Consider the following 19222-nt stretch of genomic DNA (forward strand, 5'->3'; position numbering starts at 1 on the left):
TAACTTTTTGCTATTTTTCTAATCCAAATGGGTCATCAATACTATGACTTGGCTCAGTAAACCATTTAGGGCCGTTTTCCGTCATATAGAAATGATCTTCAAGACGAATACCAAACTCATCTGGGATCACTAGCATAGGTTCGTTACTAAAACACATACCTGGGGCTAATAGTTGTGGGTTATTCTTTACAAGGTAAGGCCATTCATGAATATCTAAGCCAATACCATGGCCTGTTCTGTGTGGACACCCAGGTGTTTGATAATCAGGACCAAGATCAACTGACGCTAAATAATCTCTTGCCGCTTTATCTACATCGCCACATGTATTACCGATTTGTGCCGCTTCAAATGCAGCGGCTTGCGCATTCTTCTCATGTTGCCACATTGTTCTTTGGCGTTCAGTTACTTCGCCAAATACAAATGTGCGGGTGATATCCGATAGGTAATCATGTACTTTACAGCCAGTATCAATCAGAACCACATCACCTTCTTTTAATGTTTGCGGATCTTTCACACCATGAGGAAACGAGCTTGCTTTACCAAACAGTACTATGACGAAGTAGTTTCCTGATGGGGCGCCCACTTTTTTATGGGCTTCGTTGATGAAAGCTTCAACTTCTGTCGTGGTGATCCCTTCATGCAACATGCTCGCCGTTGCCTTATGTACTTCTAAAGTCATGTCCATAGCACGTTGAATAAGCTTCAATTCGTTTTCTGATTTATGCATACGACAATGTGCAGTGACTTCTTTACCGTTAATTAGGTTAAGAGAAGGAGCATGGTTACGAATACCATCAAAAATGAAAAACGCCGCACTTTCATCAATAGCAACTTTAGCATCAGAGCCAATGCCATACTGTTCAAGCACGTTTAAAAATAATTGGTAAGGGCTCTGTTCTTCTTGCCAGCCGTGAATTGGACCTTCAACGACTTGGTAGTCTAATAGTGTGCCAATTTCGAAATAAGGCGCGATGAATTGCACATCGCCTTTTGCTGGCAAAATAGCACCAACCATGCGTTCACTGGCATACCACTGCATACCTGTGAAGTATTTTAAATTCGTGCCTGCATTCAAATATAAAGCTGCAATATCGTTGTCTTGCATATAGCGCTGCGCTTTTTTAATACGCTGCTGGTATTCTTCGATGCTAATTGGCTTTAAGTCATGAGTCATATTTTGTAATGACTCTAAAGCTTCTTGTTTGGTTTTCGTACCAACGCCTAATGGCTTCATATTTTGCTCCTAGAATCTGTCTATTCTGTAAGGGGTTAAATCTATGCTAGTTTTCTCACCTAAGCAAAGTTGTGAGACAATTTGTGCTGTAATTGCCGCTTGGGTCAGACCTAAATGTTGATGGCCAAAGGCAAATACAATATTTTTATTATTGGGTGCTGTATTTAATACAGGTAATGAATCAGGAAGAGAAGGGCGATGACCCATCCACGTGGTTTTAACGGTTTGTTTTTCGATACCGTTAACTAGCGCTTTAGCGTGATCTAAAAGCATGGTTGCTCTTGTCATGTTTTCAGCGGCTTCTAGTCCTGCAAACTCGACTGTCCCAGCAAGTCTAAGCCCATGCTTCATTGGGGTAATAATAAATTGTCTATCGGCTGAAGCTACAGGGCGTTTCAAACAAGTCGAATTATCAACCATGGCATGGTAACCACGCTCGGTATCTATCGGTACTTTGAAACCAAGTTGTTTTGCTAAAGGTTTGCTCCAAGCGCCGGTTGAAACTACCACTTTTGCAAACTGATGTTTAGCACCTGATGCGAGCTCTATCATCACGCCTTTTTTGTTCGGGATAATTTGTGTCACTTTATCTTTTTTAAATACTAAGCCCTGAGACTCTGACATTTTATATATAGCTTGGCATAAGTCATATGGGTCAACGCTGTGGCCAACCTCAGTAAAATATAAAGCTTGTTTAATGTTCTTGCTTAGACTTGGCTCTAGTTCAAAAACCTCATCACCTTTTAAGTGTTTAACTGCAACGCCATTAGCTCGAAATGATTCAGCGATAGACGCAGCCAGTTTAAAATCTTCATGTTCAAAACTGAGTAGGCTGCCATCTACATGGACCAACCTTTCGAAATTCTCCTCACCTAATAAAGTTTTATATGCAGGTAATGAGGCTTCGTTTAATTGCCTAAGTGCCTTGGTGTGCGCACTATATTTTGACTTAGACATATTGATTAGGAAGCGAGTGAACCAAGGTAAGGCCTTGAACAGATATAACCAATCTATTCTTAATGCACCTTTTGGGTTTAGCAACATACTTGGAAGTTTTGGTAATAAACTCGCTTGTGCGAGTGGGAAAACTTGCTCAGTAGCAAAGTGACCGGCATTACCTTTCGAACATTTTTCTGCAATACCGTGTTCATCAAATAATGTGACTGAAAAGCCAGCATCAGTCAGACTCTTCGAATTACAAAGGCCAATGATCCCAGCGCCGATTACAGCAATATGTTGCTTTTCTTGCATTGATAATCTCCACAAACACCTTGAAAGCCTAATTTCAAGATATTGCATGTCTCTATTCTTTACTTCGTATAGAAAACTTTAGTTGTCTTCTATTAATGGAATTTATATATACTTTCATATGCTTAATCTTTTAATTGTCAATATGTATTTAAAACGATAAAAACTTTTAAAGAAAAATACATAGCAGAATATTGAACATTGTATACAATATGCGTAGGATGTAAACCATAAGAGGTAAAGAGGAAAGACAATGAACATTAATTGCCAAGTTCTGTATTCAGTAGTTGCTCCGCAATTAAATGATATTTTCACTAATCAATTCCAAAATGCTATGAACACGAATACGGTTCTTAGCTTAGTCAAGCAGGGTTATTAATATGCGTAAAGGGACATTTGCTTGTATCGATGGCCATACTTGTGGCAACCCTGTACGCTTAATCACCAGTGGTCACCCATATCTTAAGGGTGAAACGATGAGCGAAAAACGTCAGCATTTTCTTGCCGAGTTTGATTGGATCCGTCAATCACTGATGTTTGAGCCGCGCGGGCACGATATGATGTCAGGTTCATTTATTTATCCACCGACAACTGATGATGGCGATGCAGCTATTTTATTTGTTGAAACCTCTGGCTGTTTACCTATGTGTGGTCACGGCACCATAGGCACTGTGACATTTGCACTTGAAAATGCACAAATGCATCCAAAAGTACCTGGTAAATTAAAACTTGATACGCCAGCAGGGCGTGTAAATGCAGAATACTCAATGATTGATGGCAAAGTTGAATGGGTAAAAATATTCAATGTGCCAGCTTTTTTAGCCTATGAAAATATTGAAGTTGAAGTGCCAGAGCTAGGCAAGTTAACGGTTGATATTTCTTATGGTGGTAACTACTACATTATTGTCGAGCCACAAGAAAACTTCCCGGGTATTGAAAATTGGTCTGCCGCAGAAATTCTTAAATATAGTCCGCTTGTTCGCACTGCAATAAATGAGTTGCTTGAGTGTGTACACCCCGAAGATCCAACCGTAAAAGGTGCGTCGCATCTGCTTTGGACTGGCAAACCAAAACACGCAGAATCAAGCGCAGCCAATGCGGTTTTCTATGGCGATAAAGCTATAGACAGATCGCCTTGTGGCACAGGCACCAGCGCAAGAATGGCGCAGTTATTTGCAAAAGGTAAATTACAGCCTGGTGAAGATTTTGTACACGAAAGTTACATAGGCAGCCAGTTCGTAGGTTGCATTGAAGGCGTTACAGAAGTAGCGGGTACAACAGCAATTCTACCAAGTATCAAAGGATGGTCGAAAGTAACGGGCACTAGCAACATTAGCGTGGATGATAGTGACCCGTATGCTTTTGGCTTTCAAGTTGTATAACAAATTTAAACTAGACTAAAACCAGCAATTAGTAGCTGGTTTTTTCATTGAGGAGAAAAAGATGGAAATTAGCGGTGCAAGTTTTATCGCAGGTGAATGGTTAAAAGATGCAGACGCATCAGTATTTCATGCCTTTTCACCAAAGCGCCATGAGCCAATCGATACTCAGTTTTTCGAAGCAAGCCAAGACATGCTTGCAACAGCGATCAATGAAGCTGAAAAAGCATTTAAAGTTTATAGAAAGACTTCTCTTATTGAGCGTGCAACATTCTTACATGCTATTGCAGATGAGATAGAAGCCCTTGGTGATCAATTACTAGAGGTAACTCACGAAGAGACAAACCTGCCGTTTGCACGTTTACAAGGCGAGCGCGGCCGTACTATGAATCAGTTACGTGCTTTTGCTCAAGGTTTAGAGCTAAGTCAAAACGGCATTGTGAACCTAAGTGTACTAGACGAGGCAGATCCTGCACGTGCACCGTTAGCTAAGCCGCGTACCCAACTTGATTTTATTCCAGTTGGTGTGGTGGCTGTTTTTGGTGCCTCAAACTTCCCATATGCATTCTCGACGCTTGGTGGTGATACGGCATCGGCACTTGCTGCAGGTTGCCCAGTTGTTATGAAGAGCCATACTGCGCACCCAGCAACCAGCGAGTTAATGACCCGTGCTATTGAAAAAGCGATTGAGAAGTGTGATATGCCAAAAGGCGTATTTTCAATGATCCAAGCTAAGAAGTACGACATGGCACATGCACTTGTTGCAGCAGAGTCGGTTAAAGCGGTTGGCTTCACGGGTTCCATGTCTGTCGCGAGTAAATTAATCGAGACGATTAATACACGTAAAGAAGCTATTCCATTCTATGGTGAATTAGGCAGTATTAACCCGCAGTTTGTGTTACCAGAAATGGCAGAACAAAATGGCGAAGAGCTTGGTGCGAATTTATGTAATTCAATGTTGATGGGTAATGGCCAGTTTTGTACTAGCCCAGGTCTTTGGTTAGTACCTAATGGCTCTGATGCGCTACTAGAAAGCGTTAAGAAAACTGTGGCTGCAAGCAGTTCAGATACTTTATTATCACCAAATATTCTGAATAGCTTCAAACAAGCCATGGTTGAGCGTTCAGATATCGAGGGTGTAGAGCTTTTGGCTGCGGCAGAGTTATCTGAAGCGTTTCATGCAAATGCCCATATCTTTAAAACTGATATTGACACTTACTTGAATTCACCTTCATTACATGAAGAAGTATTTGGTCCTGCTGCTATGTTGGTGACCTACGACTCTATGGCAAAGCTAGAAACCTTGGTTGATGCTCTAGAAGGTCAGTTAACAGCATCAATTCATGGTACGGACAGCGATTTAGCGTCTGCGTCTGATCTAAGTGAAGATCTACAGTACAAAGTAGGGCGTTTAATCGAGAATCAAATGCCTACGGGCGTTGAAGTTTGTGCATCAATGAACCATGGTGGTCCATTCCCATCTTCAACAGATGTACGTTCAACCTCTGTTGGCTTGAATGCGATTCAACGTTTCTTACGTCCGATCTGTCGCCAAAGTGCGATCTAATCTAAGTATTGAATTACTTAATTCGCATATTTAATGCAAAAAAAGACCCAGAGTACAGGTTACTCTGGGCTTAGGGGACGGCTCATTTGAGCCAATGCGTTAACTTAAAACACCTTTCTAACAATCAGGGAGAAGTAAGAAAGTAATTTAATTGTAGTTAACTCTTAACAAAAACTACAAATAAACAACATAAAATAAACTCTATAATTATCAGTAGTATATATCCTTATAAGAATTTAGTCTAAAAACTGAATTAGACTGCTAACGCGACCATTCAATAACTCTATTATTCATAACCAAATCTCTAGGTAATGAGTTTTTTATCTTATTTTTTTGCCATTTTCCTAAACCTATCGGTGCACCACAAAGGGTTAAAATAACCTCACCACTATGATTAGAGACTGTTTCAAGTCGAATATCTTTGCCTTGATAATAATCTGCAGCTTGTGATTGGGTAAGCGCATAGGTGTTATTTTCTGCATGTTTGCCAAGTGCTGTTGCAAATTCATGTTCAAGCCGTACGCCATTTTTATGGGTTGTGCCTAACTTGATCCCGATACGAGAATATTTGATCTTGTTTTCAATTTCAGAGAATCGCTCAGGGAAAAGCCAGAGCTCTTTGTCTCGAACTGTTAGTTCACCAGGTAGTGATTTAATACCGAATTGTTTTTTGATTGCTGACATAAAGGCTTGTGTTAACTTTTTACCAGCCGATGAAAATGGGAAAGCGCCTTTTTTAGTTTTTAAATTCGGGTTATCAACCGATTTTAATTTTTTAAATTTAGCGATGAAAAAGCCTTCACTGTCAAAAACCTGAGGCCATACGTGCAAATAGCCTTCTGTTGTGCAGGCTTTATCTGCATTTTCAAAAAGTGCATTTAATGGTTCGATTTCAATATTATCACCAAATTGGTCAAGCAGATACTGACAAACCGCTTGGTTTTCGACAGGCGTGAGTGTACAGGTTGAGTAAATTAAAGAGCCACCGGGTTTAAGAGCAAAGAATGCGCTCTTGATAAGTTGTTTTTGTACATTGGCTATATCAATATTTGACGCAACAGACCAATTTTTTAAAGCGTCAGCATCTTTTCTGACTGTGCCTTCACCAGAACAAGGTGCATCAAGCTGAATGTTATCGAAACACTCAAACATATAATCGCCAAAGACAGCACCGTCAAAATGAGACAGTGCACAGTTATGCACGCCCATACGCTTCATATTTGCAGCCAGTACTTTTAAGCGTGAAGAAGAAAGCTCGTTTGCAACCAGAATGCCTTGGTTACTCATCATTGTAGCTATTTGCGATGTTTTTGAGCCAGGTGCGGCAGCCATATCTAGGACTATGTCGTCTTCTTTTAAACTCGATTTAAGTGCCATAGGGGGCAACATTGAGCTGGCCTCTTGAACATAAATACCACCACTCAAATGTATATCCGTACTGCCCAGGGGAAGGGTCTCTTCCTCTTCAGTACTTCGCTCAAGCCAAAAACCTGTGTCACACCAAGGAACAGCTTCAATTTTCCAATTATTCGTTGAGCAATATTGCTTAAATTCATTGACTGTCATCTTCAATGTATTCACTCTGACTGAGCGCCTAAGCGGTTTTTGACAATACTCTATAAAAGATTCAATACTCAAGCTGTCAGGTAAATAGGTTTTCACATCGTCGATGAAATTCTGTGGTATGAAGGTATCGGTATTCAAAATAATCTCTAGCAAATTTGCTTTTGACATGATTTTATCATTTAAAGGATAAATTTCTTTCAAATAAAAAAGATGTTTAGTGTAAAAATCTAAATTTACTCAAATATTCGTATTTAAACATATGCTAGTTGGTACTAAAGTTTATAAATTGTTCGAATTGGAATAATTACACATGATCGCTAGGTACGTTTTTATAATACTGATAGTTTGCTTGATAACAGGGTGTGGTGGCGGATCGCAATCTGAAGAGCCAGTACCAGAACAGCCCGCAGTATCCGATTCTGATAATGAAAATGGCTCGGATTCAGATGGGGGGGGAGACGGTTCTAGTGATGACTCTAGCAGTGGGTCTGACCAGGATTCAGGGAACGATTCTGATAATGATAGTAGCGATGAAGCCAAACCACCGGTTATAGCCATAAAAATAGATTCAGATACCTTTAAACAAGGTGAAATAGTTAAAGTTAAGGTCGAGGTAACAGAGCAAGGCTCAGAATCATTCAGTTTTGCATGGCAACAATTATCAGGACCTGAAATCGCACTGACAACGACTGATTCGTTAGAGTTTACAGCTTCTAATAATTCCACTGCTCTAGATGAAAAGTATCATTTCTTAGTGACAGTGACCAATTCAGCTGGTCTTTCCTCTCAACAAGAAGTTAGATTTTCAGTATTGAAGGATATGAACGATATACAAGCTGCAAGGCTTCTCCACCAGGCAAGTTTTGGACCGACTTACAATGAAATTCTGGCAGTTACAGGTAAAAGTTACGAACAATGGCTTGATGATCAATTTAACCTCCCGATTACTTATCATAGTCCACTCGTCGAAAATTACCCAGATCGAGATGAGCCTAATCAAATTAACCGTATAGATGCATGGTGGAAAGCAAGTTTAAACGCAGAAGATCAGTTAAGACAGCGTGTTGCTTTTGCCCTGAGTGAAATCTTTGTTGTATCCGATCTAAATACATCACTTAGTGGTGAGCCTGAAGGCATGGCTGCTTATTATGACATTTTACTTGAAAATGCTTTTGGAAATTATAGAGACTTATTAAAGCAAGTCACTTTATCACCTGTGATGGGCGTATACCTAAGCCACCTAGGAAATGAAAAAGCGGATCCTGAGCGTAATATTCGCCCTGATGAGAATTATGCACGTGAAGTTATGCAGTTGTTCACTATAGGTCTTAACGAACTAAACTTAAACGGTATGAATAAGCAAGATGAGAATGGCGAAATCATACCAACATACGGTCAAACTGAAATTGAAGGGTTTGCAAAAGTGTTTACTGGTTGGACATTTGCTTATAGCGCAAGATGGAGCCGACCAAGTAGAAACTATACTTTGCCAATGCAAGCTTTTGAAGACTATCACTCAAGAGCTGAAAAAACATTGCTAAATGGTGAGGTTATTCCAGCAAATACGAGCGCGGAACAAAGCCTAGAAATTGCGTTAGATAATTTGTTTAATCACGATAATGTCGCACCATTTATTTCAAAGCAGCTAATACAACGATTAATTACTTCTAATCCAAGCCCAGGTTACGTAGAGCGGGTCGCTATGGTATTCAATGATAATGGTGAGGGGGTAAGAGGAGATTTAGCTGCCACAGTGAAAGCGATTTATTTAGATAATGAAGCTAGAGGCCTCGCTACACCGCTTGCACATTTTGGCAAGATAAAAGAGCCTTTACTCAAAACAGTTCAGTTCTGGCGGGTTTTTAACGCTAAAACCCTTAATCACCGTTATTACACTTGGAATTTATCCTCAACTTATGGTCAGGGCCCTTTGCAATCGCCTTCGGTTTTCAACTTCTTTAGACCTGACTTTAAACCTGGGGAGCTGGCAAGCACTGAATTTGTTGCTCCCGAACTGCAAATCGCTAATGACGCAGCGTTAATCGGTATTATTAACACGCACTATGCAGATCTCGTTTGGCGTGTGGCTGAGCGTCATGATGAGTTAAATGAAAACAGCCTTTATCTATATATGCAAGCAGACCACGACTTAATCAATATGAATGGGCTGAGTGCAGTTTTAGATAAATACGATTTGCTATTTTTCGCCGGTAATATGTCACAAGAAATGAGACAAGCACTGATCGATATGGATGAGTTTTTTGCAAGCCGAGACAGTTATCAACGTATTTCCAATCTTGTTTATTTAATTTCAATTTCACCCGAATTTACCTTGCAGCAGTAGGAGACGGACATGAATAGAAGAAAGTTTTTATCTTATTGTATGAAAGGTGGCGTATCGGTTGCTGCATTAACTCAATTGCAACTACAGGCTTTTCAGGGATCTTTGTCTTATAGCTTTGACGATCATAAAGCGCTTGTCTGTGTATTTTTATTCGGTGGCAATGATTCCCTAAATATGTTGGTACCGTTAGAGGGCGAACAACGGACTTTATATGAAGCAAGTCGACAAAACTTAGCGGTGACAGATGCACTCCAACTCGCTCCAGTTACAGAATTTGCTGGTGGAGTAGGTCTTCATCCTGCTATGGGCTCAATAAAAAATATTTTTGATAATAGAAATTTAGCTTTTATATCCGGTGTAGGCAGCTTGATTGTGCCAACTAGCAAAGCAGAATATCAAAATGAAAGTGTGCCTCTTCCTAAACACTTATTCTCTCATAATGATCAGCAAGCTACTTGGATGCATGGCAGAGAAAAAGTCTCTTTAAACAGTGGCTGGGGCGCAAGACTATTAGAGCGAATAGAACAAGGTGGTTCATTCGTAAATAACATTTCATTAGCGGGAACCAACCCGTGGCAAACCAGTGTTAATCAAACGCCATTCTCATTACATAGAAGTGGTGTCAGTAAAATAAACCCAATTAATGGTACTGGAAATCGCGCAGCCCATGTAAAAAGTATAATGAATAGAGTGCTTGCCCAGTCAACCCACCCTCTAGCGAGTGCATATGGTACAAAAATGCAAAAAGCGATCACAAATACAGAAGCAATGAACAGTGCTATTGAGTCCAGCGAAGATCTAAGCAGCTATTTTTCTGATAGTAGTTTGTCACAACAACTGCATACTGTGGCTAAATCAATCTCAGTTAGAGAAACACTCAATGCAAAAAGACAAATTTACTTTGTGAGTATGGGGGGCTTTGATACACATGATAATCAGCTCACAACTCATCCAGCATTATTAGGCGCTTTATCTCAGTCTTTGTCAGAGTTCAATACAGCGATGTCATCCATCAATGCAAACGATGATGTAACCTTATTTACGATGAGTGACTTTGGCCGCACTTTAACGTCGAATGGTGACGGTACTGATCATGGTTGGGCGGGAAATCAAATCATTATGGGTGGCGCGGTAAATGGCGGAGAAATTTATGGCTCACTGATGACGCAACACCTAGATGGCCCGAATGATACGCGGGGAGGGCGTTTGATCCCACAAGTTGCGAACGAGCAATACTTTGCGTCTTTGGCACAGTGGTTTGGTTTAGATAACACAGAGTTGGTTGATATCTTTCCAAACTTAACTAATTTTAACTCGCATACCTTACCATTTATGCGTAGCTAACAAAAGAATATTGTATACAATCGTAGTTTGAGTTATGTTATTGCCATTATTGGTGGTGGTATAACTCAAATGCAAACACGATATCTTCAACGTCAGCAGCGTTTATTATTAGCTTTACAAGAGAAAGACGTAAAAAACTTGTTGGTGTTTAACTACGAAAACATCTTTTATCTAACAGGTTACAGTGGTAACGCAGCTTACCTCATCGTTTCTACACAAGGTCTATGGCTGATCACTGATTACCGATATTTTGAACGAGCAAAATCAGAAAGCAATGGTTGTGACATTATTTGCAGAGACAGAGATACAGAATCATTGGGCGCATGTATCAAGCGTTTTTTACCTCACGAAAAGACTGGATTTGAAAGCCAAGCCGTCAATTATGGCGTGTGGTTATCTATTGCGAATGAATTAGCTTCATATGACGTTTCACCACTTGATGGCTACATTGAAAAACTCAGGATGGTTAAAGACAAGTTCGAAGTTGCTTCAATTAAAAAAGCAGCAGCTATTGCAGATTTGGCCCTTGCAGATTTGCTCACACAAGTTTCAAAAGGGGTGACCGAATTAGATTTGGCAACTGAACTTGACTATAAAATGAAAAAGCTTGGATCTGATGGGGTAAGCTTCGACACCATTTTATTGTTTGCTGAGCGCAGTGCTTTGCCCCATGGAAAGCCTGGAGATAAAAAGCTTAATTATGGTGACTTGTTACTGATTGATTTTGGTGCTGTGGTCAATGGCTATCGCTCAGATATGACGCGTACTTATGTTTATGGCGAACCAAACTCCCATCAGCAAGCTATGTATGATGCTGTTTTCGCATCTCAAAGCAAATCTTTAGAGAGTCTTAAAGCAGGAGTTGATTGTCAGCAGCTAAATCAGATTTCATTAGATGTTTTGGCTCAAGCTGGTTTTTTAGAGTATGCAGGCAAAGGGTTGGGACATGGTGTGGGTTTGGCATTACATGAAATGCCTTTTATAAACCCAAATACAGATTATCGGTTAGAAGCAGGCAATATTATTACTATTGAGCCTGGAGTGTATATACCTGACGTCGGTGGCATTCGCATTGAAGATGATGTACTCGTAACCAATGATGGTTTTGAGTTTATAACCCATGCACCAAAATCGTTTGTGATTAAATAAGGAAAAGAAATGAAAATAGTTACCGAACAACAAGTACATGCTAGTTTAAGTTTCAACAAGGTCATCGACGCATTAAAAGAAGGCTTTTCAAGACCTGCGGGCACACCGACCAGACAAGTGTTTGAATTATCAGAGTCTGAAGAGAACCATGATGCTTTTGCCGTTTTACCTGCATGGAATGAAGAAGTTATCGGTGTTAAATCTTTTACTTATTTTCCTTCGAATACAGAGCATGGCTATAAAAGTTTATATTCTAAAATTATGTTGTTTGACCGCTGTCACGGTGAGCCACTGGCATTGGTAGATGGGACGAGTGTGACACTTTGGCGAACTGCTGCAGTGTCCGCGCTAGCAAGTCAATATCTATCAAGACAAGATAGTGCCCATTTGGTGTACTTTGGTTCAGGTAATTTGTCACGTTACATGATTGAAGCCCATATGAGTGTACGTGATATTAAGAAAGTAACCATCATTGCAAGAAACATAGATAAAGCAGAAAGTTTACGATCGTTACTTGCTGAAAAATATTCACAAGTAGAATTTTTACTTGGAGAGTCAAATCAAGCAACCATTAGTTCGGCTGACATCATCAGTTGTGGTACGGGGGCACATAACCCTTTGTTTGATGGAAATTGGGTAACAGATGGCGCGCATATAGACTTAATTGGCAATCATCACAGACAGTTTAGAGAGTGTGATTCAGTTTCTGTTGTTCGTTCAAAAGTGTTTGTCGACAGTAGAAAGAACGTGCTTAATGAAGCAGGGGAGATACTCATTCCTATTTCAGAAGGCGTTTTTTCTGAACAACAGATCATCGCTGATCTTAGCGAAATGCATCAACTTAATACTTTAAGAGCTAAAACCGACATTACCTTATTTAAATCAGTTGGCACTGCGCTAAGTGACCTTATAACAGCACATATGGTGTATAAGACACAGTAATGGTTTGGTTAAGTATACTCGTTACCTCGTTATTTTTTGCTGCCACATTCATTATGTGGCAGAGCAAAAAGAAACAATTAAACAAACGTATTTGGCGTCAGGTGCAAGTCGAGAACTTAGTTAAAGTAAAGCAGCATAAGGCTGGGCCATTAGAAATGTTAGGTGAGTCGAGCCTTTTAGTTGAGTTTACTTTTAATAATATTAGCTATTGTTGTCAAACTGCCTTTAGACCCGATTTATATGAATCGTTTAAAGCTCAAAAGGCCACTTTCATTTTAATTGATCCTGAGAATCCCAAACAGTGTTATTACAATGCTTGTCAGCAAACTAGATATGTAAAGTTGTGGGTGAATCTTTCTCTTTGTCTTAGTGCTTGTTTAATTCTAATCGCTTTGTTAAAAAATACTTGATTGCTTAAATATAGACAGTAGGTATCTATAAAAGAAATTGTACTTTCAATAGAGCAACAAAAAGCCGACTTACGTCGGCTTTTTTGACTTAGCTATTTTCTTCAGCGTATTTCTTGCACGCTTCGGTATCAACACACTCACCATAAAGGTACAGAGAGTGGTTAGTTAGCTTAATACCATTTTGAGTTGCAATTTCAATTTGTCGAGTTTCAATAACTTCATCTTCAAACTCGATAACTCGACCACATTTTAAACATACTAGGTGATCGTGGTGAGTGCTACCCGCTAATTCAAAGACAGATTTACCACCTTCAAAATGGTGGCGAGTAACAATGCCTGCATCATCAAATTGGTTTAACACTCGATAAACTGTTGCAAGGCCAATTTCTTCGCCTTTGTCTAATAAAATTTTATAAACATCTTCAGCACTGATGTGTTGGTTATCAGGAGACTGTAAGATTTCTAAAATTTTAATTCGTGGCAAAGTAACTTTTAACCCTGCTTTCTTCAACTCTAAATTATGATCAGTCATTATCTGTCTCAGTAATTTTATTAATTCTATTTACTCTAGTAATGAGCACGACTTCATTACTAAAGGTAACGTGCATTAACTATAAGTGCAAAACTTATTGATTAGTCAACAAGTTCGCTAAGGCACATTTCATCAAAAACTTGTGCACACCATGCTTTAACACGTTGTTCAGTTAACTCTGGCTGACGGTCTTCATCAATACCCAGACCAACAAAGTGATTATCATCAGCCATCGCTTTAGATGCTTCGAAGTCATAACCTTCTGTAGACCAATGACCTACAACAATAGCACCTCGCTCAGTAACGATATCGTTGATCATGCCCATTGCATCAAGGAAATATTCAGCATAATCTTCTTGGTCACCACAACCGAAAATAGCAACTAGCTTGCCTTCGAAATCAACTTCTTCAAGCTCAGGGAAGAAGTCATCCCAATCACACTGTGCTTCACCATAATACCAAGTTGGAATACCGAACAGGATTAAATCAAACTCAGCAATTTCTTCTTTACTACTTTTAGCGATGTCTTTTACATCAACAAGCTTTTTACCAAGCTCTTTTTGAATCATTTTAGCAACGTGTTCAGTGTTACCAGTATCGCTACCGAAAAAAATACCTACGCTTGCCATGTAATACTTACCTTCTATCTATTATTCGCTAATTTCTCTTGCAAAATGGTTTCTATCAGTGCGCTTCTACTGATATTTTGCGCTTGTGCCATATCACTTAGAGCTTGGTAAAGCTCAGAGGATACTTTGAACTCAATACGCTTTAACCCTCTTGCCTTATCACGTTTGATCTGGTTCCGCTTATTAACTTTTAACTGCACTTCACGTGGAAGCGGGTTAGTTTTAGGACGACCAGGACGTTTTTCATTTTCAAAAAGATCGATTGTTGTACGATCTGTTTCTGACTTGGCCATGTTTATCCTACGCCAGCGCCTTGCCAAAATGCTTGTATAAGCCCTTTCGCAATAAAACCTGAACAGCCTAGAAACAATACGAGCCAAACAATATATCGACCAAATTTAGGCACATCACCTTTTTTTAAAACATCGTTGATTGCCATTCCGATAAAGAAAAAGATGCCTGCTAAACCGAAATACAGTCCCATAGTTTCAAACTGTTGAATATACTGATTGGCCATACTTGCTCTAACTAATATTTAAACGGCGGCTACTATACCATAACCGAGTATCATAATTTAATAGTGTGAGTGAAAAACTCGCTAATTATTGAAGAAAATCAATAATTGACCGATTTACGGCTTGTGGTTTTTCAGCATGCAGCCAATGACCAGCGCCATGGATGACTTTTGCTTTCGACTTTGGAAATAATGAGACGATTGCTTCTCTATGTTCTGGCAATATGTAGTCCGAATTATTCCCCTTAATAAATAAGGTATCACATTGGCAAGAATGAGTCGCATTAATATTTGAAATGATCTTTGAATAGTTTTCAACAATGGTATTTAAATTGAATTTCCAAGCGTAACCGTTTTCAAACTTAGACAAGCTTTTTAATAAAAATTGTCTAACACCCATCTCATCTATAAATTCTTTCATTATTGCGTCAGCTTCACTTCGCGAGCTGACACCTTGTTTCTGAACAGATTGCAGGGCATTTATAATTGAATTATGGCGAGGGTGGTAATCAACAGGTGCAATATCAAGTACCACCAGTTTATTAACACGTGCTTCATCAAGCATGGCTAATTGCATTGCAACTTTACCACCCATAGAATGGCCGATTATATGCGCTTTTTCTATATTCAATTCATCAAGCAAATTGAGCACATCTCGAGCCATAGCAGGGTAACTTACTTCATCTTCATGAAAAGATACACCATGATTTCTTAAATCTATATTAATGACAGTGTAATGTTCGCTAAGGGCTTTTGCGATAACGTTAAGGTTCTCCAATGAACCGAATAGGCCATGCATGATCACGACAACGGGACCAGCTCCTGTTTGCTTGAAATTTAATAGCATTTTGCACTCCGATAAATTATGAGGTAATTTTGCCAGTGTATTGGTGAAATGCAAAGGCATAGTGTCTTGGCTCATTTCATTATATAATCAGCTCGGTGCACCAAAATCAGTAATGACAGGAAAAGCATGAAAAAAATAGAAATAGATGACGAGCTTTATCAATATATCGCCAGTAATACGCAAAGCATTGGTGAAAGTGCCTCAGACATTCTGCGTCGTTTATTAAAGTTATCACCCAACACATCTTCAGAAGTTGATGATGTTGTATTAGAAGAAGAACCACAGCAAGAGACAGTTGAAGAACAAAGCGTCACAAAAGTGACCACTAAAACTGCTAATGTTTTTAATATTCTTAATAAAGAAGAGCTCGCTATGCAAAAAGGTGTAGTAGGTCGCTTCTTATTTATTTTAAGTGCATTACACCGCACTCATAAAGACAGCTTTGATTCAGTATTAGAAATCAAAGGCCGTGATAGAATTTATTTTGCGAAAAGTAAAGAAGCTTTATTAGAAAGTGGCAGTAGTATGAACCCTAAAAATATCGCAGACAGTGAATATTGGGTCATGACCAATTCTAATACCACACGTAAGAAGATGATGTTACATGAGGTTGCCCTAGGTTTAGGGTATAAAGAAGCTGACGCTGAAACTATTAGAGATTACCTATAAGGACGTTTTATGTCTATCCATCCAGGTGCTGGCAAACCAGCAAAACACGACACATTAGTGAATATTCCAAAACTTGTCTCGGCTTATTATTTAAATGAACCAGATTTAGAACAAAACCCTGAGCAATGTGTTGCTTTTGGCACATCAGGCCACCGTGGATGTTCGTTAAATGTTAAGTTTAACGAGTCTCATATTCTAGCTATTACACAAGCTATTTGTGATTATCGTAAAGAAAATAATATCTTTGGTCCGTTATTTTTAGGTAAAGATACGCATGCGTTATCTGAAGCAGCTTTTAACTCAGCCATAGAAGTGTTAGTAGCGAATGAAGTACAAGTCATTACGCAAGAAAATGATGACTATACTCCAACACCTGTGATCAGCCATGCGGTTGTGTGTTACAACAAAGTGCATCCACACGAATTAAGTGATGGTATTGTTGTCACGCCTTCGCACAATCCACCTGAAGATGGTGGTTTCAAATATAACCCGCCAAATGGTGGCCCAGCTGATACTGATATTACAAAGTGGATCGAAGACAGAGCCAATCAGTTATTGCTTGAAGATTTAGTCGAAGTTGAGTTATTTCCTTTCGCGAAGGCTAAGCAATCTGGCTTCATTAAGTACGAAAATTTAATCACACCTTATGTTGAAGATTTAATCAATATTGTTGATCTAGACGCTATTGCAAAAGCAGGTGTAAAAATTGGTATCGATCCTCTGGGTGGTTCTGGTATTAATTTCTGGCCTGTAATTAAAGAAAAGTATCGCCTTGATTTAACCGTTGTAAATCCTGAAGTTGACCCGCGTTTTGCATTTATGCCTTTAGATAAAGATGGCAAGATCCGCATGGATTGTTCGTCACCTTATGCGATGGCAAACTTAATTGCGTTAAAAGATGACTTCGATATTGGTATCGGTAACGATCCAGATTATGACCGCCATGGCATAGTAACCAAAGATGGTTTAATGAACCCAAATCATTTCCTAGCGGTTGCAATTGATTATTTGCTTACTCATCGTGATTGGGCGAAAGACATTAAAGTGGGTAAAACACTTGTGTCTTCGGCGATGATCGACAAAGTGGTTAAATCATTAGATAAAGAAGTGTTTGAAGTACCTGTTGGTTTCAAATGGTTTGTAAAAGGTCTAAGTGAGCAGTGGCTTGCATTCGGTGGCGAAGAAAGTGCAGGCGCTTCATTCTTACGTCGTGATGGAAGTGTTTGGAATACCGATAAAGATGGCTTTATTTTAGGTCTACTTGCAGCAGAAATTTTAGCTGTAACCGGTAAAACACCATCTGAACGTTATAAAGAGCTTGAAGCAGAATTTGGTGCGCCTCTTTACAAACGTATTGATGCCCCCGCTAATGCAGCGCAAAAAGCAAAATTAAAAGCGCTTAGTGCTGCAGATGTGACTGCAGATACACTAGCAGGTGACAAGATTGTTGAAAAGCTCACTGAAGCACCAGGTAACAAAGCTGGAATTGGTGGCTTAAAAGTCGTAACTGAGTCAGGCTGGTTTGCTGCTCGTCCATCAGGCACTGAAGATATTTACAAAATTTACCTTGAATCTTTCAAAGGTGAAGAACATTTAGCGTTACTAGAACAAGAGGCCAAAGCGCTTGTTGATTCTGTAATCAGCTAAACAATTTATTCTATAAAAGCCATGCTCAAGCATGGCTTTTTTATTTATACACTCTCACAAAAGGGGACAGTATGTACCTTGAAACACTTAAAAAGTCTGGTGACTTTTTATCTATCACTCGTGAAAACGAATTTCATTTAGAACCGACATCATTTTTACTAGCAAATGGTACCCAAGTTGATGTACTTGATACGGGTGTTATTAAATTCACACCTAGTGCAAAAACAACAAAAGATATTGTCTTATCAAGCGCGGTTCATGGTAATGAGACTGCCCCCATTGAAATTTGCGATGAACTGATCCAAAACATTATCTTAGGCAAATTAGAACTTAATCAACGTGTGTTGTTTATTTTTGGTAATCCTAAGTCAATTAATATTGGTGAGCGATTTGTAGAAGAGAACTTGAACCGTTTGTTCAGTGGTTCGCATAGCAAAGGGGATGTGCACAATGCAGAAAGAGACAGAGCAAAAAAATTAGAAATTTATGTGTCTGACTTTTTTAATGAGGTAGAAGCTGGACGTTATCGTTGTCACTATGATTTACACACGGCTATTCGAGGTTCAAAAAACGAGAAATTTGCAGTTTATCCGTTTTTAAATGGCAAGCCTTGGAAAAAGTCACAACTTCAGTTCTTACTTTCTTGTGGTGTTAACACCGTATTAATGATGGCAGCACCGGCAACGACATTCAGTTATTTTTCTTCAAATGAATTTGGAGCTGATGCGTTTACCATAGAGCTGGGTCAAGTTAGGCCTTTTGGTGAAAATGATATGGCGCGCTTTGAGAAAACCAAACAAACTCTCAATGCATTAATTAGCCAAGAAAAGGTCGAATATAAGGAATTTAATTCTGAAGACTTTGAGTTGTTCGAAGTGTATCGAACGATTAATAGAACACAAGAAGCATTTAGCTTTACTTTCCCTGACAGCGCAGTGAACTTCACAGGCTTTGCAAAGGGTGAGTTGTTAGCAAATGACGGCGAAAAGCAGTATTTTGCAGAAGTTGAAGGTGAAGCCATTATTTTCCCAAATGCTAAAGTTGCACTAGGTCAACGTGCATTATTAACCGTTATTCCTATGCAAATTAATGAAAAGTTCATATAAGTAACTGAATTAAAAGCTAATAACATAGCGTATTCTTTTCTTTCCAGTAATATTTATGCAAATTAAGTGTTATTCATCTATGATCAGTTGAATAA

The 19222-nt window shown here is 39.2% G+C and carries 17 protein-coding genes; 9 read left to right on the forward strand and 8 right to left on the reverse strand.

The window, feature by feature from the left end; all coding sequences use genetic code 11:
• Window positions 1-10: 10 nt before the first annotated feature.
• A complete protein-coding gene (locus ABMY35_RS12740; protein ID WP_349286534.1) occupies window positions 11-1234 on the reverse strand; it encodes a Xaa-Pro peptidase family protein in 1224 nt (407 codons plus the stop codon).
• Between the two features lie 9 nt (window positions 1235-1243).
• On the reverse strand, window positions 1244-2485 hold the full coding sequence (locus ABMY35_RS12745; protein ID WP_349286535.1) for an FAD-binding oxidoreductase: 1242 nt from the start codon (window positions 2483-2485) through the stop codon (window positions 1244-1246).
• A 377-nt stretch (window positions 2486-2862) separates the two neighbouring features.
• Here ABMY35_RS12745 and ABMY35_RS12750 point away from each other — a divergent pair, with 377 nt between their 5' ends.
• Complete coding sequence (locus ABMY35_RS12750) at window positions 2863-3864, forward strand: 4-hydroxyproline epimerase (protein WP_349286536.1); 1002 nt, start codon at window positions 2863-2865, stop codon at window positions 3862-3864.
• Window positions 3865-3925: 61 nt separating this feature from the next.
• A complete protein-coding gene (locus ABMY35_RS12755; protein WP_349286537.1) occupies window positions 3926-5428 on the forward strand; it encodes an aldehyde dehydrogenase (NADP(+)) in 1503 nt (500 codons plus the stop codon).
• A 261-nt stretch (window positions 5429-5689) separates the two neighbouring features.
• Here the strand turns inward: ABMY35_RS12755 and rsmF are convergent, their stop codons facing one another.
• Window positions 5690-7132 (reverse strand): 16S rRNA (cytosine(1407)-C(5))-methyltransferase RsmF, encoded by a 1443-nt coding sequence (gene rsmF, locus ABMY35_RS12760; protein ID WP_349286688.1) that lies wholly within the window; start codon window positions 7130-7132, stop codon window positions 5690-5692.
• Between the two features lie 172 nt (window positions 7133-7304).
• Here rsmF and ABMY35_RS12765 point away from each other — a divergent pair, with 172 nt between their 5' ends.
• The 4 genes from ABMY35_RS12765 (at window position 7305) to ABMY35_RS12780 (ending at window position 12773) form a co-directional block, all read left to right on the forward strand.
• Window positions 7305-9338: a DUF1800 family protein gene (locus ABMY35_RS12765; RefSeq protein WP_349286538.1), complete on the forward strand. Its 2034-nt coding sequence runs from the start codon at window positions 7305-7307 to the stop codon at window positions 9336-9338.
• A 9-nt stretch (window positions 9339-9347) separates the two neighbouring features.
• Window positions 9348-10682, forward strand: a complete 1335-nt coding sequence (locus tag ABMY35_RS12770) for a DUF1501 domain-containing protein (RefSeq protein WP_349286539.1) — start codon at window positions 9348-9350, stop codon at window positions 10680-10682.
• A 69-nt stretch (window positions 10683-10751) separates the two neighbouring features.
• A complete protein-coding gene (locus ABMY35_RS12775; RefSeq protein ID WP_349286540.1) occupies window positions 10752-11831 on the forward strand; it encodes a Xaa-Pro peptidase family protein in 1080 nt (359 codons plus the stop codon).
• A gap of 9 nt (window positions 11832-11840) precedes the next feature.
• Window positions 11841-12773, forward strand: coding sequence for an ornithine cyclodeaminase family protein (locus ABMY35_RS12780; RefSeq protein ID WP_349286541.1), 933 nt, complete (start codon window positions 11841-11843; stop codon window positions 12771-12773).
• Window positions 12774-13271: 498 nt separating this feature from the next.
• Here ABMY35_RS12780 and fur read toward each other — a convergent pair whose 3' ends face one another.
• The 5 genes from fur to ABMY35_RS12805 form a co-directional block, all read right to left on the reverse strand.
• Window positions 13272-13715 carry a ferric iron uptake transcriptional regulator gene (fur, locus tag ABMY35_RS12785; protein WP_349286542.1) on the reverse strand — a complete coding sequence of 148 codons (444 nt, stop codon included), beginning with the start codon at window positions 13713-13715 and terminating at the stop codon, window positions 13272-13274.
• Window positions 13716-13816: 101 nt separating this feature from the next.
• A complete protein-coding gene (fldA, locus tag ABMY35_RS12790; RefSeq protein ID WP_058029914.1) occupies window positions 13817-14344 on the reverse strand; it encodes a flavodoxin FldA in 528 nt (175 codons plus the stop codon).
• 14 nt (window positions 14345-14358) lie between these two features.
• Window positions 14359-14637 carry a LexA regulated protein gene (ybfE, locus tag ABMY35_RS12795; RefSeq protein ID WP_058029913.1) on the reverse strand — a complete coding sequence of 93 codons (279 nt, stop codon included), beginning with the start codon at window positions 14635-14637 and terminating at the stop codon, window positions 14359-14361.
• A 2-nt stretch (window positions 14638-14639) separates the two neighbouring features.
• Window positions 14640-14861, reverse strand: coding sequence for a DUF2788 domain-containing protein (locus ABMY35_RS12800; protein ID WP_058029912.1), 222 nt, complete (start codon window positions 14859-14861; stop codon window positions 14640-14642).
• Between the two features lie 85 nt (window positions 14862-14946).
• Entirely contained in the window at window positions 14947-15705 is a 759-nt protein-coding gene (locus tag ABMY35_RS12805) for an alpha/beta fold hydrolase (RefSeq protein WP_349286543.1), read from the reverse strand.
• 126 nt (window positions 15706-15831) lie between these two features.
• Here ABMY35_RS12805 and seqA point away from each other — a divergent pair, with 126 nt between their 5' ends.
• From seqA to astE, 3 genes are all read left to right on the forward strand, one after another.
• A complete protein-coding gene (seqA, locus tag ABMY35_RS12810; protein WP_138478629.1) occupies window positions 15832-16374 on the forward strand; it encodes a replication initiation negative regulator SeqA in 543 nt (180 codons plus the stop codon).
• A gap of 9 nt (window positions 16375-16383) precedes the next feature.
• Window positions 16384-18021, forward strand: a complete 1638-nt coding sequence (pgm, locus tag ABMY35_RS12815) for a phosphoglucomutase (alpha-D-glucose-1,6-bisphosphate-dependent) (protein WP_349286544.1) — start codon at window positions 16384-16386, stop codon at window positions 18019-18021.
• 71 nt (window positions 18022-18092) lie between these two features.
• Window positions 18093-19127 carry a succinylglutamate desuccinylase gene (gene astE, locus ABMY35_RS12820; protein WP_349286545.1) on the forward strand — a complete coding sequence of 345 codons (1035 nt, stop codon included), beginning with the start codon at window positions 18093-18095 and terminating at the stop codon, window positions 19125-19127.
• The last annotated feature ends 95 nt before the right edge of the window (window positions 19128-19222 follow it).

This window comes from Pseudoalteromonas sp. BZB3, assembly GCF_040104455.1.
GTDB lineage: Bacteria > Pseudomonadota > Gammaproteobacteria > Enterobacterales > Alteromonadaceae > Pseudoalteromonas.